This is a genomic window from Ruegeria sp. CDSA241 (genome assembly GCF_059611265.1).
On sequence record NZ_JBXWPF010000015.1, the window covers coordinates 1 to 13806 of the forward strand.

Annotated in this window: 15 protein-coding genes and 1 pseudogene; 7 read left to right on the forward strand and 9 right to left on the reverse strand. The window is 56.5% G+C overall.

Annotated elements, in window-relative coordinates; genetic code table 11:
- A pseudogene (locus tag AC2FJV_RS13995) lies at nt 1–211 on the reverse strand (hypothetical protein); the annotation flags it as partial.
- Nucleotides 212–265: 54 nt separating this feature from the next.
- Nucleotides 266–979: a uroporphyrinogen-III synthase gene (locus AC2FJV_RS14000; RefSeq protein ID WP_496694383.1), complete on the reverse strand. Its 714-nt coding sequence runs from the start codon at nt 977–979 to the stop codon at nt 266–268.
- A gap of 97 nt (nt 980–1076) precedes the next feature.
- Here AC2FJV_RS14000 and tsaD point away from each other — a divergent pair, with 97 nt between their 5' ends.
- Genes tsaD through AC2FJV_RS14020 form a run of 4 tightly spaced genes read left to right on the forward strand, consistent with a single transcriptional unit; the run spans nt 1077 to nt 3826 of the window.
- The gene (gene tsaD / locus AC2FJV_RS14005; RefSeq protein ID WP_496713953.1) at nt 1077–2174 is read left to right on the forward strand and encodes a tRNA (adenosine(37)-N6)-threonylcarbamoyltransferase complex transferase subunit TsaD; all 1098 of its coding nucleotides are present in this window, start codon (nt 1077–1079) and stop codon (nt 2172–2174) included.
- Complete coding sequence (locus tag AC2FJV_RS14010) at nt 2171–3133, forward strand: NAD(P)H-dependent glycerol-3-phosphate dehydrogenase (protein ID WP_142637486.1); 963 nt, start codon at nt 2171–2173, stop codon at nt 3131–3133. The genes tsaD and AC2FJV_RS14010 overlap by 4 nt, the downstream gene beginning before the upstream one ends.
- A 1-nt stretch (nt 3134) precedes the next feature.
- A complete protein-coding gene (locus AC2FJV_RS14015; RefSeq protein WP_142637484.1) occupies nt 3135–3404 on the forward strand; it encodes a YciI family protein in 270 nt (89 codons plus the stop codon).
- Nucleotides 3404–3826, forward strand: a complete 423-nt coding sequence (locus AC2FJV_RS14020; RefSeq protein WP_496713954.1) for an EVE domain-containing protein — start codon at nt 3404–3406, stop codon at nt 3824–3826. Before AC2FJV_RS14015 ends, AC2FJV_RS14020 begins: the two co-directional genes overlap by 1 nt.
- 204 nt (nt 3827–4030) lie before the next feature.
- On the opposite strand, the gene AC2FJV_RS14025 is transcribed toward AC2FJV_RS14020, so the two are convergent.
- From AC2FJV_RS14025 to AC2FJV_RS14040, 4 genes are all read right to left on the reverse strand, one after another.
- Entirely contained in the window at nt 4031–4372 is a 342-nt protein-coding gene (locus AC2FJV_RS14025) for a DUF2853 family protein (RefSeq protein WP_271950663.1), read from the reverse strand.
- A gap of 271 nt (nt 4373–4643) precedes the next feature.
- Nucleotides 4644–5393, reverse strand: a complete 750-nt coding sequence (locus AC2FJV_RS14030; RefSeq protein ID WP_496713955.1) for an extensin-like domain-containing protein — start codon at nt 5391–5393, stop codon at nt 4644–4646.
- A 13-nt stretch (nt 5394–5406) separates the two neighbouring features.
- Nucleotides 5407–6795, reverse strand: coding sequence for an adenosylhomocysteinase (ahcY, locus tag AC2FJV_RS14035; protein WP_281995843.1), 1389 nt, complete (start codon nt 6793–6795; stop codon nt 5407–5409).
- A 101-nt stretch (nt 6796–6896) separates the two neighbouring features.
- Nucleotides 6897–7214: a hypothetical protein gene (locus AC2FJV_RS14040; protein ID WP_142637476.1), complete on the reverse strand. Its 318-nt coding sequence runs from the start codon at nt 7212–7214 to the stop codon at nt 6897–6899.
- Between the two features lie 204 nt (nt 7215–7418).
- On the opposite strand from AC2FJV_RS14040, the gene AC2FJV_RS14045 reads away from it, so the two are divergent.
- Complete coding sequence (locus tag AC2FJV_RS14045; protein ID WP_496694379.1) at nt 7419–8018, forward strand: HD domain-containing protein; 600 nt, start codon at nt 7419–7421, stop codon at nt 8016–8018.
- 6 nt (nt 8019–8024) lie between these two features.
- On the opposite strand, the gene AC2FJV_RS14050 is transcribed toward AC2FJV_RS14045, so the two are convergent.
- The 3 genes from AC2FJV_RS14050 to AC2FJV_RS14060 all read right to left on the reverse strand — a co-directional run bounded on the left by AC2FJV_RS14050 (nt 8025) and on the right by AC2FJV_RS14060 (nt 10721).
- Nucleotides 8025–9101 (reverse strand): CapA family protein, encoded by a 1077-nt coding sequence (locus AC2FJV_RS14050; protein ID WP_496694378.1) that lies wholly within the window; start codon nt 9099–9101, stop codon nt 8025–8027.
- A 358-nt stretch (nt 9102–9459) separates the two neighbouring features.
- Nucleotides 9460–10014 (reverse strand): ActR/PrrA/RegA family redox response regulator transcription factor, encoded by a 555-nt coding sequence (locus tag AC2FJV_RS14055; protein ID WP_142637470.1) that lies wholly within the window; start codon nt 10012–10014, stop codon nt 9460–9462.
- A gap of 86 nt (nt 10015–10100) precedes the next feature.
- The gene (locus tag AC2FJV_RS14060) at nt 10101–10721 is read right to left on the reverse strand and encodes an SCO family protein (protein WP_142637468.1); all 621 of its coding nucleotides are present in this window, start codon (nt 10719–10721) and stop codon (nt 10101–10103) included.
- A 92-nt stretch (nt 10722–10813) separates the two neighbouring features.
- Between AC2FJV_RS14060 and regB the strand changes: the two genes are divergently transcribed.
- A complete protein-coding gene (gene regB / locus AC2FJV_RS14065; protein WP_142637465.1) occupies nt 10814–12208 on the forward strand; it encodes a sensor histidine kinase RegB in 1395 nt (464 codons plus the stop codon).
- 63 nt (nt 12209–12271) lie between these two features.
- Entirely contained in the window at nt 12272–13777 is a 1506-nt protein-coding gene (locus AC2FJV_RS14070) for a PAS-domain containing protein (RefSeq protein ID WP_496713956.1), read from the forward strand.
- Nucleotides 13778–13806: the final 29 nt, after the last annotated feature.

The window sequence follows — 13806 nt, forward strand, 5'->3', positions numbered from 1 at the left end:
CTTCGGCTTCGGCTTCGGCTTCGGCTTCGGCTTCGGCTTCGGCTTCGGCTTCGGCTTCGGCTTCGGCTTCGGCTTCGGCTTCGAAAGGCGTTTCGTCTACGGGGTCAGCATCGTCAACAGGTGCCTCATCCGGGGTCTGGACAATGTCCTCGACTGCGTCAGCCTTGGGGTCATCTTCCGGCTTTTGATCGGTTTTCTTCTTACCAGCCACCGCAATGTTCCCCTTTTCGAATCCAAAACAACCTGAACAACTAACCAGACTAAGTTAATCTGTGGCCTCGCCGCCCTCAACCCGCATCGCATGTTTCACAAGCTTTTTAACGGCTTTCCGCATTTTCTTCGGTGTCGGCTCTTTGGCAATCTTCAGGCGGACATAATCCAAGGAATAAAGGGGTTCAGCCGTGGCCTCGCTGATTGCAGCCAGCCAAAGTGGTGCCGAACCCACCCAGATGTCGGCAAATTGTCGCGCTGTTCTGGGTGAAAATATGGGGACAATCACCGGTTCATTGCCCTCAGCAACGGCGCCTGCCCGATCTGTGAGCGGTAACAGGTGCTGTTTATAGACAGGCTGTTCACGCACAGCCAGACCGGATTCAGTCAACCGTTCAGCAATGTTACCCCGGCTGTGTTCCCCCCGAAGATGAAGCAGCGGGCTTTGGGGCCGGTGCTTTAGCAGGTTTGCAATCAGCTCTTCGGCGGTAGCACCCACCATCCGGGCATCCCAGCCCGCGCCTTTGGCCGTTCCGGTGGTAACAGGACCGACACAAAAGGCCGGCATCTTTCGAGATACATCTAAAGACGTCGCCGCATTAACGGCGTTGGCCGAAGTAAAGATCAGCCCCTTTGCTTCATCCGCATGCACTTGCACCGCCAAAGGTTTGATTTCCAGAATCGGCGAATGAATAACCTCTACCCGGCTTCTGATGCGGGTTGGCAACTGCGCGACGAACCTTTCAGACGCAGCGCGCGGGCGGGTCATCAACAAATACAACAGTTGGCGCCTTCGGCCTTGGGATTGTTTGCATCCGCGCAGGGTGATACCCCGCTTGGCAACCAAGGTGTAACGGATCAGGCCAATGGTGCAAACACTTACTGTCCTCGGGTTGGAAAGCAGCTGTGATGACACGGCCGCCGCAGTCGTGCGCCAATCCGATGATACAGCCGCCGAGGTGCTGTCCTCGGTTGTCTATGGCCAGACCGAATTGCACAGCGCATTTGGTGGCGTGGTGCCTGAGATTGCCGCCCGCGCCCATGCGGAAAAGCTGGATATCTGTGTGATGCAGGCGTTAGAGGCCGCAGGTTTGGGCCTTGCCGACATGGACGCTATTGCCGTAACCGCCGGTCCCGGCCTGATTGGGGGGGTTATGTCAGGCGTCATGTGCGCCAAAGGGATCAGTGCCGCCACGGGCCTGCCATTGATCGGAGTCAACCATCTGGCCGGTCACGCGCTGACGCCACGCCTGACGGACGGGATCGCGTTTCCCTACCTGATGCTGCTGGTTTCGGGCGGGCACTGCCAATACCTGATTGCCCATGGGCCCGAGGAGTTCACCCGCCTTGGCGGCACCATCGACGATGCCCCGGGCGAGGCCTTTGACAAAACCGCCCGCCTGCTGGGCCTACCGCAACCCGGTGGCCCCTTGGTCGAGGTCGAAGCCAGCACGGGCGATCCCAAACGGTTCCGGTTTCCGCGGCCACTGCTGGACCGTCCGGGCTGCGATTTGTCCTTTTCCGGGCTCAAGACCGCGCTGATGCGAATGCGCGACCAGATCGTGGCCGAAAAAGGTGGCCTGACGCGACAGGACCGCGCCGATCTTTGCGCCGGGTTCCAACAGGCCATCGTGGACACTTTGGCCGAGAAAACCCGCCGCGCAATCGACCTTTACCTATTGGAAGGCCCTGCGGAGGCGGTTGTGTCTGTTGCGGGCGGCGTTGCGGCAAATACGGCCATTCGTACCGTGTTAGAGTCTATCTGCGTCGAAAAAGGTGCCCGATTTACCGCCCCTCCGTTAGCCCTGTGCACCGACAATGCCGCCATGATCGCCTATGCCGGAATTGAACGTTTCCGCACTGGTGCCCGCGATGATCTGACCCTGACCGCGCGTCCGCGTTGGCCTCTGGATCAAACCAGCCCGGCCATGTTGGGCAGCGGCAAAAAAGGAGCCAAAGCATGAGCGTGTCGGTTCTGGGATCCGGAGCGTTTGGAACAGCTCTGGCGATTTCGCTGGCCGGGAAAGGCCCCGTCACGCTATGGGCTCGGGATCCGGAACAGGCCCAGATGATGCAGAACCATCGCGTAAACAGCGCGCGCCTGCCGAATGCACCTTTGCCCAAGGCGATTACGGTTACTTCGGACGCTGATCTGGCGGCAGAAAGCGAAATCATCCTCCTGTCCGTGCCGATGCAGAAATTGCGGAGCGCGTTGTGTGCGCATTCCGCTACCCTCAGAGATAAAACGCTGGTCGCCTGCTGCAAAGGGATAGAGCTGACCTCGGGCCTTGGGCCGGTTTCCGTTATCCGTGAAACCGTCCCAGAGGCGCGCGCTGCGCTGTTGACCGGGCCAAGCTTTGCGAACGACATCGCGCGCGGCCTTCCCACCGCATTGACCCTCGCTTGTGCGGATGATGCGATTGGCCGTGACCTGCAGCATGAATTGAGCACCACAAATCTGCGCCTCTATCGCACCGCGGATACTATCGGCGCCGAACTTGGTGGGGCCTTAAAAAACGTCATGGCCATCGGGTGCGGGGCCTGCATTGGCGAAGGCATGGGCGAAAGCGCCCGTGCCGCCCTTATGACGCGGGGCTTTGCCGAGATGCAGCGCTTTGCGCTGATGCGCGGGGCCCGCCCTGAAACATTGATGGGCCTGTCGGGTATGGGTGATCTGGTACTGACCTGCTGTTCCGAACTGTCCCGGAACTATCGATTTGGCCTGTCGCTTGGGCGCCAGGATGCTTTTGACACAAACACAACCGTCGAAGGTGTTGCCACGGCCAAGGCTTTGGCCAAAATTGCCAAGGCCGAAGACCTGGACATGCCCATAAGCACAATCGTTTCAGAAATAAGCACCGGAAAATGCAGCGTTGGTGAAGCCATGCGCTGGCTGCTGAACCGACCCCTGAAGGAGGAATAACATGCTGATCGCCCTTATCGCCAAGGATAAACCCGACGCGCTGCAAACCCGGCTGGATAACCGTTCCGCCCATCTGGCCTATATCGAAGAAACCGGTGTTGTTGCCCAGGCCGGACCCCTTCTGGAAGGCGATGCGATGATCGGATCACTGATCATCCTCGAGGTCGAGGATATGACGGCGGCGCAAAACTGGGCCGACAATGATCCCTATGCCAATGCAGGACTGTTCCAGTCAGTTGATCTGATCGTCTGGAAAAAGGTGGTCGGCTGATGGCGTATTGGCTGTTCAAATCCGAACCCTCGACCTGGAGTTGGGACCAGCAAGTCGCCAAGGGCGCAGAGGGCGAAGAATGGGATGGGGTGCGCAACTATCAGGCACGCAATTTCATGCGGCAGATGGCCGTGGGCGACCGTGGTTTTTTCTATCATTCGCAAAAAGACAAGGCGATTGTCGGCATTGTTGAGGTTTGCGCCGAAGCCCATCCAGACAGCACCACCGAGGATGAGCGTTGGGAATGTGTGGATATCAAAGCCGTGCGCCCGTTCACCATCCCGGTCACGCTGGATCAGATCAAAATGGACGAACGTCTGGATGAGATGGTTTTAGTCAAAAACTCCCGCCTGTCCGTGCAACCGGTCAGCGATGCCGAATGGCAGGTGATTTGCGATCTGGGGCAGACGAAAGCGGATTGATCAAAGGGAAGGTCCTGACAGATGCAGAACCTTCCCTACCCCGCGTGCTCCCGACTCACCACACGCGTATAGAATTTCGGTTCTGACCGTCCTGGTCACAAACTGACACTAACCCATTTGGCCGGTTTGGCACAAACAACAAGTACCTAAAATTGGAAACGCCCGCCACAGATCGGGCGGGCGCTGATTGGTCGAAACCCGGATTTAGCTATAGACCGACTCTTTGCCGAAATGCTTGGTCAGCATATAGTAAACGACAGCACGATACTTGTTGCGCTCGGACATGCCATAGGTTTCCAGCGCTTTGTTGATCGCCTCTATCAGCTCGGGACCGTCGGAAAGCCCCAGCTTCTTGATCAGGAAGTTATTCTTGACGGTCTCAATTTCACCTGACTGAGTTGCTGCCACGGTCGACGCGTCGGCGTCATAAATCGCCGGACCACATCCGATCGTGACCTTGGTCAAGAGGTCCATGTCGGGGTCCATCCCGCATTTGTTTTTCAGATCATCTGCGTATTTGGCGATCAGTTCGTCGCGTTTTCCCATGAATATTTCTCCCGTTGAGCAGCTTTGGCTGCGATTTTCAATGCGCCTATGAACAGGTGTCGGAAGGTTAGTCAGTTGTTCTGTTTACACAAAGGGAAAATTTCTGGTCATTCCCCGTAAGCGAAATTATGGCAGCACAGATAGACTCCGCGTACAACTATGCCTGATTCTGGCCTTCTGTAAGGGTCAGGTGGTTTGGATTCAGGGCGCAGCGGGAAAATGTTGAAACTAGTGCAGCGTGCCGACATGGCACCTGCTAACCGACCGGTGGTTATCTGCAATATCCCCAACCCGGTCCCTGAAGATGGAAGTGGTTCGCATGCAGCCGGTTGTAGTTTGGCCCAAGTACCACCCGAAACCATTCGCATGCACCCCGGCCAATCCGGTGTAGAAAATCTGCTTCGGGTCCGGGTGTTGTCCAGTCCGACAGCAGGCTCAGGCTTCGCCCATCTGCCAACTCGACCCCGACAATATCGATGGCATCAGCGGTGGCATGACTGCTCCAACCGCTGTCCTTTCCCTGCGCGGTGCGCATTCGCCGGCAGTTATAGCTGCCCAGGTGGCGCAAGCTGCGCACCCTGCTGTCCAACATCTCGCGCGCGGCGGGTTGGACCACATGGTGTTCCCACATGGCCAATCGCAGAGCCGTGGCACAACGGGTCTCGACGCCATTGATGCTGGCCGTGGTTAAGCCCGAGAGAACCCCGCGCCCGGCTATTCCGCATTTCTCGTCGACAATCAGATCCTCGACCAGGGAAAAGCTTACCCCCGCCCCGGCCAATGCGGCCCTGCACTGCGTTTCATCGGCCAAAGCTCGTCGCATTTGCACAGGTGTGACCGGCGTGACCCGAGCCGTAATGGTCAGATCTCGCAAAGGGTTCCAGTGGTCCGGAACCGGTGATTGCGGGTGGGACAAAAGCCAGTAGCCACCCCCACCCATCAAAACCACCAAGGCGAGTGCTGAGAAAACGAAAGACGCCGCCAGATGCAATATCCGACGGCGTCCAGAAGGTTTGGTCATGCCTGACCCGCAATCAATAGCGGTAATGTTCAGGCTTATAGGGGCCTTCCGGATTCACACCGATATACGATGCCTGTTCGCTGTCCATCTGCGTCAGCTTCACGCCGATACGGTCCAGATGCAGGCGTGCAACCTTCTCGTCCAGATGTTTAGGCAGGATGTAGACCTTGTTTTCGTACTGATCGCCTTTGGTGAACAGCTCAATCTGGGCCAACACCTGATTGGTGAACGAAGCCGACATCACAAAAGACGGATGACCGGTGGCGTTGCCCAGGTTCAACAGGCGGCCTTCGGACAGCAGGATCAGACGATTGCCCGAAGGCATCTCGATCATGTCCACCTGTTCCTTGATGTTGGTCCATTTGTGGTTCTTCAGGCTAGCCACCTGAATCTCGTTGTCAAAGTGACCAATGTTGCCGACGATGGCCATGTCCTTCATCGCGCGCATATGCTCGATGCGGATCACGTCCTTGTTGCCGGTCGTGGTGATGAAGATATCCGCGCTGTCAACTTCGTCTTCCAGCAGCGTAACCTCGAACCCGTCCATCGCGGCCTGCAGGGCGCAGATCGGATCAACTTCGGTCACTTTCACACGGGCACCGGCACCGCGCAGCGACGCGGCCGAGCCTTTGCCCACGTCACCATAGCCACAGACCACGGCAACTTTACCAGCCATCATAGTGTCGGTGGCGCGGCGGATACCGTCGACCAGCGATTCCTTACAGCCATATTTGTTGTCGAACTTCGACTTGGTGACACTGTCGTTGACGTTGATCGCTGGGAACGGCAGTTGGCCGTCTTTCACCAGCTGATACAGGCGGTTCACACCGGTCGTGGTTTCTTCGGACACGCCCTGGATCTGGTCGCGCATCTTGGTGAACCAACCCGGGGACGCGGCCATCCGCTTGGCGATCTGCTTTTTGATCACCTCTTCCTCTTCCGAGCCCGGTACGGGGATAATGTCTTCGCCCGCTTCGGCGCGAGCTCCCAGCAGGATATACAGCGTCGCATCGCCGCCATCGTCCAGGATCATGTTGGGGCCGTCGGTGAACAGGAAGGATTTGTCCAGATAATCCCAATGCTCTTCCAGAGTCTGGCCCTTGATGGCGAACACCGGGATACCGGCTTGGGCAATCGCCGCCGCCGCGTGGTCCTGGGTTGAGAAGATGTTGCACGACGCCCAACGCACATCCGCGCCCAGCGCCACAAGTGTTTCGATCAGAACGGCTGTCTGGATGGTCATGTGCAGCGACCCAACAATACGCGCGCCCTTCAGGGGCTTTGCGTTACCGTATTCCGCGCGCAGGGCCATCAGGCCCGGCATCTCGGTCTCTGCAATATCCAGTTCTTTGCGGCCAAACCCGGCCAGCGAAATGTCTTTGACGATATAGTCCCCGGCCATCAGGTGCTCCATTCCGGTATAATTCAATCCGGGTTGCCCTAGCATCCCTTTTGGGACGTGGCAACGCAGATGGCCGGAAACGGGGTTTTAAGCCGCCAAAATCAACTTGGTATGCCCTCTACCTTGATTTTGGGGATCGCTTGGAAAAAGTCGGTCCCAACGGCGACAATGCAACTGATGCCGTTCGGACGTGTCACCAAAACGGTATAGCTACCCGTTTCCTGAGAGGTCCAGACCTCCATCACCGATTGCGAGCCACGGGATTTTTGCAATCCACCAAAGGCCAGTTCCTCGGAATAATTGTCCTGTAGCGTTGAAATCAGTTGATCACGCAACGCACAGCTTTGCTGGGCAAAGGCAGGCGGTGCAGTGGCGGCCATACCAAAGGCCAGAGCAATTCCTAACAAACGCTTGAACATAGCAAGCTCCTTTCGATACGAGTTACGTCCGAGAGGGGCACACCGGGAGGAGCATGCGCCCCCCTCGGTACAAATGTCGGTATCACCGCGCGCTTGTTCAAAGCACGATTGCTCAAGAAAAAGTTGGCAGCTGGTGATCTTGACAGGTACAGCTTACCACAAAAATGCGAATTTAATGTGTCCCACTTCACAAGGCATGGCAGAATGGCAACACAACCCCGCGCATGGCAAAGAATGCTGTCCGGGCGCAGGCTGGACCTGCTGGACCCAACACCGGTGGATATCGAGATTGAGGATATCGCGCATGGGCTGGCCTTTGTGGCCCGCTGGAACGGGCAGACACATGGCGATTTCGCCTATTCGGTGGCCGAGCATTCGCTGCTGGTCGAAGAGCTTTTTGGTCGTATTGCCCCCAAGGCACCGGTCAAATGGCGGCTGGCGGCCCTGTTGCACGATGCGCCGGAATACGTGATCGGAGATATGATCTCTCCGGTCAAATCCGCTGTCGGTCCCGACTATGGCGCACTGGATGACCGGCTGACTGCGGCAATCCACATCCGGTTTGGACTGCCCGCTGCGGTGCCTAAAACGGTAAAACGGCAAATCAAAAAGGCTGACAAGATCAGCGCCTGGATGGAAGCCACCCAGATCGCGGGCTTTTCCGAGACCGAGGCGACAAAATTCTTCGGCCGCCCGGACAGGGCTATTATGGAAGGGCTGCAGATCAAATTGCGGCCACCCGTTGAAGTAAGATGTGCCTATACGCATAGACATTCGGCATTGATGGCCGAGATTGGGCCCTGACCACTATCAGCCTTCTGATCGCGCCACCTTCTGAAAGACGTTACCGTCAATCTCATGGGCATGCCAACGCACTGGCGTCGCCTTCAGATTTGTTATTTCGGCCTTGCCCTCAGTCTTTTGTACTTCAATCTGCATAATCGTACTGCTGGCAATGTCTCTATCGGCGAAACCCCACAGCAGACTTCCTAGGGAATAGGCGATTGGCACCGTCCGATCTCCGGTCTGTGTGCGATACAGTTGAATGGGCTGAGGGACATGGGGGTGGTGGCAGACGATAAGATCAGCTCCGAATTCGGCCAAGTCCTGTGCGGCCTCTTGCTGCGCTCGGCGCGGGAACAGCTCGAACTCATGACCCCAATGAATAATCGCAATAACCAGATCACAGCCAGCCGCTTTTGCGTTCGAAATCTGTGTCTTTAGAAGGGTGGTGTCCGGCGCTTGATGTTTTGAAGTCAGCTTGGCGATATTGATGCTCTGCTTTTGACCTTCAGGAAGCGCGTGGCCGTTGGTACCAAAAGCGCAGGACGCAAATCCGAACTTTATCCCTTTTCGTTCGATCGTTTTGACGGCTGTGGCTTCTGCCAAACTCTCATTCACGCCGATTTGCATGATATTTCTGTCACTTAAGACGTTCAGAGTCGTTTCAAGCCCCTCAACACCCATGTCAAGAATATGGTTGTTTGCAAGGTTCAAAACATCAATGAACCTCTCGTTATGGCTGGTCAAAGCATCGAACTGTTCTTCCGACGCACATTCGATCGGCGGGCCAGCGTCCCCGATCACTTCGTCAATCAAGGGCTGTGTCGTTACAGGTGACTCGTAGTTGGCGACCAAAATATCGTCCTGAAACAATAGATCTTCAATCTCAGCATATACTTGATCTTTTGCGACACTGGCCCTGTGGGTTCTTAGAATGTCCCCGGCAAAGCTCAGAGTGACCGAATTTGATGTGTCACTGATGCCAGCGGTTGAAAGTCGTACGGCCGTTTTAGTCATAAACCCGGACTGATCCAGCTCCGCTTCAGGCTGCTGAATGGGGTTCTTACTTTTATAGACCCAGTACAGGTTGTCCAAAATGTTCATTTCGGAGAGCTCACCCGCAGCGCCCTTTCGTGGTCGCGCCCAAAACCCAAATCTCTCTGCTGCCCAGGTGACAACAGAGACAATGACTTTAAGGGCAGGGTTGGAAATACGGAGGCTTTCGTATGGCGTATTAGGGAGCGGCGACACTTCGATACATCTCAACTATTTGTTCGGAACAATATAAATATTGAACTTAACGACAACACAAATTGGTTAACAGACACTAAATTAAAGTCTTCAGGGGTGGCGGTCCATCAGCCGCGACAAAGCATATGTTTGATAGCCGCCTGTCGAGACTCAATTCGGTTTTCCGGCTTCATGAGTTCTGGCCTGGTATGCGCAAGCTATACTCACGATCTCATCGCGGGCTGCGCTTCGCCAAGATCCGTTGCAATGTCCGGCGGTGCATGTTCAGGCGTCGCGCGGTTTCACTGACGTTGCGATCACACAGCTCATAGACCCGCTGGATATGCTCCCAGCGCACGCGATCCGCGCTCATTGGGTTTTCCGGCGGCGGGGGCAGTTCGTCGCCCTTGGCCAGCAATGCGTTGGTGATGTCGGTGGCGTCGGCGGGCTTCGACAGATAGTCGGTGGCACCAATCTTGACTGCGGCCACAGCGGTGGCAATAGCGCCGTACCCGGTCAGAACCACAACCCGGCTGTCGGGGCGCTTTTCGCGCAGCACTTCGACCACATCCAGGCCGTTGCCATCCTCCAACCGCAGGTCAACAACCGCATATGCAGGCGGGCGGGCTGTGGAAATGGCGCGGCCAGCGGCGACAGAGCCCGCGGTTTCAACCTCGAACCCGCGTTTTTCCATGGCCTTGGCCAGACGTCTCAGAAACGGTTCGTCATCATCCACCAATAACAGCGATTTATCCGGGCCGATATCGAGGTCAGAGCTGTCCGCCATATTCTATTCTTTCCGCTAATTCACGCCGTTGGCTTAAACATGAGTAATAGCAGCGCCATTGCAAAGGTCAAACAGACCGTTGCGTTCTAGATCTTGTCCAGAAAGCAGCCCACCTTGTCAGCCATCTGCTCGGCTGTGTCATTGCGATCGAAAAATTCGATAAACCCGTCCTGGGGTGTGACCAGATAAGTAAAGGTCGAGTGATCAACCAGATAGTACTCATCACTTTTGTCATGGGCCTTATAATAGGTCTTATAGGCCTTGCTGGCGGCCTTGACCTGCTCGGGCGTGCCGGTCAGGGCGATGGTCTTACCACCAAGGTTAAAGGCGTAATCGGCCATAACTTCGGGTGTATCGCGATCCGGGTCGATCGAGATAAACAGCGGCGTCACCGATTGTCCGCGTTCGGCCAGAATATCCACCGCTTCGGCATTGCGGGACATGTCAAAGGGGCAAACATCCGGACAGAAGGTATAGCCGAAGTAGACCAGCGTAGGTTCGGTTATCACCTGTTTGTCGGTCACAGTCTCGCCCTTGCCGTTGATCAGTTCGAAGGGCCCGCCAATGGTGGCCGTACCCCCTGCGATCTGGCTGGACCGACACTGCGCGAATTTGTCGTCCGAGCCTGCGCCGCGCGTCAGCAGCCACATGGCCCCCAGACCTACGGCCAAAACAACTGTTGCAAGGATAGCGTATAGACGGACCATGGCATCTTACCTGACGATAGAGGAGTTGTTGATCGTTCCGGCCGGGACACCTATCAAGATGAACAGCCGATGCAACAGGACATAATGGACCAATGGCAGATTCCAACATCACTTTTTGGCCTGGTCAGGAACGCAGCTGGATTCGCCTGCGGACGCTGATCCTGCTGCGCTGGGTGGCCATCTTTGGCCAGATCACCGCAATCACCGTGGCGCAACAGACCTATGATGTGCAGTTGGATGTGACGCTGTGCTATCTGGCCATCGGCATTTCGGTCATGGGCAACTTGACGGCGATTCTTGTCTTTCCACGCAACAAACGCCTGTCCGAGTTCGAAAACTTTCTGATGGTGTTGTTCGATTTGTTGCAGCTGACCATCCTGCTGTACCTTACCGGAGGCCTCAATAATCCGTTCGCCTTGCTGTTGGTGGGTCCTGTGACGATCTCTGCCAATGTCATGAGCACCCGGTCAACGCTGATCATCGGTACGGTGGCCATCATTCTGACCACGCTGCTAGCCGAATTTCACCTTCCCCTGCACACGGATGGCGGTGTGGATCTTGAGATCCCCGATATCCTTCTGTTCGGAAACTGGGCTGCCATCGTTATCGCGATCGTTTTCCTGGGGGCCTATTCCCACCGCGTAAGCTCTGAGGTGCAGTCGATGTCTCAAGCGCTGTCGGCCACGCATATGGCCCTCGCACGTGAACAGAAACTGACCGATCTTGGTGGAGTTGTCGCCGCCGCCGCGCACGAACTTGGAACACCTCTGGCAACAATCAAACTGACCAGTGCCGAACTGATCGAAGAGCTGGACGACCGCCCTGACCTGAAAGAAGACGCCGCCTTGATCCGCGAACAGGCCAATCGTTGCCGCGACATTCTGCGCGACATGGGGCGGGCTGGCAAAGACGACCTCCACCTGAGACAGGCCCCCCTGTCCACTGTCATCCATGAGGCCGCCGAGCCACATATCAACCGCGGCAAGCAGGTACACTTTGCCGAAGGTCCGGTCGGGGATGGCGATGTTCAACAGCCTTCGATCCTGCGAAAACCTGAGATCATCCACGGAATGCGCAACCTCATCCAGAATGCTGTGGATTTCGCGCGCAGCAACGTCTGGGTCGAAGCGGAATGGACAGCCGAAAGGATTACGATCAACATCATGGATGACGGCCGCGGGTATCCTTCGCAAATGATTGGCCGGATCGGGGATCCGTTCATGCGCCGACGGCGGGCAGAATCGGAAAAGCGGGCCCGGCCGGAATATGAAGGTATGGGCCTGGGCCTGTTCATCGCAAAAACCCTGCTGGAACGCAGCGGTGCGCATTTGGATTTCGCCAATGGCTCTGATCCATATCAGACCTTGTCGGACAATCCCGAACGTATAGGGGCCATCGTCCGGGTATCTTGGCCGCGAAAACTTGTGGATGCACAGACCGGCGACACCCCCGTTCCTTCAGGTGTAAATCAGCATATCCAAGTCTGAGTTAAGACCCCGTTAACCATTTCCACCCATAGCTATACCCGTGAATTCACCGCGGGAGAGCACATGGTCGACTGGATCATATTGGCCGTCATCAGTGTGGTGTCTGCCAGTCTGGCGGTTCAATGGCTTTTGCCCCGTCGTCAGCAGACAAGTGACAATTTCGGCCTGTCCGAGCCGGCCTCGTTGTTCAATGTCGTGTTTCTGTTCGACGGTGACCGCCTGATCAGCCACACAGACATAGCTCTGGAAGGGTTTGAGGCTGTGCGCGACTGGTCAGATCTGCGCCGGCTGCTGCAGCGAGATTTTCCGGGCTTTCCTGAAACCCCTGAACGCGTCAGGCACGAAGGGAATCTTATCATCCCCGCCATTGATTGTTCGGTCGAGCGGGACGTTTTGTGCGAATGGATCGACGGGGTCGTACGCGTACAGCTGCGGGAAAGCTCTGATTACCCCAGAACCGTATTGCGCGAGAATAGCGATCCGATCCGCCTGGCGATGGAACTGGCGCCCTACCCGGTCTGGCATCTGGATTATCAAAACAAGATCCGCTGGTGCAACGCCGCCTATGTCTCGCTTGTCCGCAAAGTGCGCGGTGGCGATACCGACCTGACTGCACCTCTTTTTCCCGGGCCCGAAAATGGCGCGCGTATCAGCGCCAAGACCCGTGTATTCATTTCGTCCGAAGACAGTGCAAACAAGCTTTGGTTTGACCTGACGATGGTGGACCACCCGGAAGGCAGCCTATGCTACGCTGTGGACATCAACGCCATCGTCGCCGCCGAGACAGCGCAGCGAAAATTCGTACAGACGATGACCAAAACCTTTGCACAGCTGTCCATCGGCTTGGCCATTTTTGACAGAAATCGCCAGCTTGCCCTGTTCAACCCCGCCTTGATTGACCTGACCACCCTGCCCCCGGATTTCCTGAGCTGCCGCCCCAACCTGTCCAGTTTCTTTGACCGCCTGCGCGATCAGCACATGATGCCGGAACCCAAGAACTATCGCAGCTGGCGTAATCAGATGAACGATCTGCTGGAGGCAGCAGAAGACGGAAATTACCAGGAAACATGGTCGCTGCCATCCGGCTCGGTCTATTCCGTCAGCGGCCGCCCGCACCCGGATGGTGCGGTGGCCTTTCTGTTCGAAGATATCACGGCCGAGATCACGTTGACCCGCCGCTTTCGGGCGGAAATGGATTTGATGCAATCCATCCTGGATAAGCTGGCCGACGCGGTTGCCGTTTTCGGTGATGACGGTACCTTGGCCTTCACCAATTATGCCTATCAGAAATTATGGGGTGAAGCCGATGGTGCCGGATTTGAACCCGACACGGTTCTGGACGTGACCCGCAACTGGCAGAAACATTGCACGGCCACTCCGATTTTGGGTGAAATCCGGGATTTCGTGGAAATGCGGGACAGCCGGGCTGAGTGGTCAGCCAGAATCCAGATGCGTAACGGAACCGATCTGTACTGCACCATCTGCCCATTGCAAAACGGGGCCACCATCATTCGCTTTGCCACGCACAATGCGTTGCCACAGCACGAGATACAGCAAATCAGCGCCTGAACCGGGTTGCAGCCAATCCAGCGTGGGGC

Excerpts from the sequence above, each read along its gene's own strand:
- AC2FJV_RS14055 (WP_142637470.1), bottom strand. The coding sequence starts at position 10,014 with ATGGCGGACAGCTCTGACCTCGATATCGGCCCGGATAAATCGCTGTTA.
- AC2FJV_RS14070 (WP_496713956.1), top strand. The coding sequence starts at position 12,272 with ATGGTCGACTGGATCATATTGGCCGTCATCAGTGTGGTGTCTGCCAGT.
- AC2FJV_RS14030 (WP_496713955.1), bottom strand. The coding sequence starts at position 5,393 with ATGACCAAACCTTCTGGACGCCGTCGGATATTGCATCTGGCGGCGTCT.
- AC2FJV_RS14010 (WP_142637486.1), top strand. The coding sequence starts at position 2,171 with ATGAGCGTGTCGGTTCTGGGATCCGGAGCGTTTGGAACAGCTCTGGCG.
- AC2FJV_RS14000 (WP_496694383.1), bottom strand. The coding sequence starts at position 979 with ATGACCCGCCCGCGCGCTGCGTCTGAAAGGTTCGTCGCGCAGTTGCCA.
- AC2FJV_RS14020 (WP_496713954.1), top strand. The coding sequence starts at position 3,404 with ATGGCGTATTGGCTGTTCAAATCCGAACCCTCGACCTGGAGTTGGGAC.
- tsaD (WP_496713953.1), top strand. The coding sequence starts at position 1,077 with ATGGTGCAAACACTTACTGTCCTCGGGTTGGAAAGCAGCTGTGATGAC.
- AC2FJV_RS14050 (WP_496694378.1), bottom strand. The coding sequence starts at position 9,101 with ATGAACATTTTGGACAACCTGTACTGGGTCTATAAAAGTAAGAACCCC.
- AC2FJV_RS14025 (WP_271950663.1), bottom strand. The coding sequence starts at position 4,372 with ATGGGAAAACGCGACGAACTGATCGCCAAATACGCAGATGATCTGAAA.
- regB (WP_142637465.1), top strand. The coding sequence starts at position 10,814 with ATGGCAGATTCCAACATCACTTTTTGGCCTGGTCAGGAACGCAGCTGG.
- AC2FJV_RS14040 (WP_142637476.1), bottom strand. The coding sequence starts at position 7,214 with ATGTTCAAGCGTTTGTTAGGAATTGCTCTGGCCTTTGGTATGGCCGCC.
- ahcY (WP_281995843.1), bottom strand. The coding sequence starts at position 6,795 with ATGGCCGGGGACTATATCGTCAAAGACATTTCGCTGGCCGGGTTTGGC.
- AC2FJV_RS14015 (WP_142637484.1), top strand. The coding sequence starts at position 3,135 with ATGCTGATCGCCCTTATCGCCAAGGATAAACCCGACGCGCTGCAAACC.
- AC2FJV_RS14060 (WP_142637468.1), bottom strand. The coding sequence starts at position 10,721 with ATGGTCCGTCTATACGCTATCCTTGCAACAGTTGTTTTGGCCGTAGGT.
- AC2FJV_RS14045 (WP_496694379.1), top strand. The coding sequence starts at position 7,419 with ATGGCAACACAACCCCGCGCATGGCAAAGAATGCTGTCCGGGCGCAGG.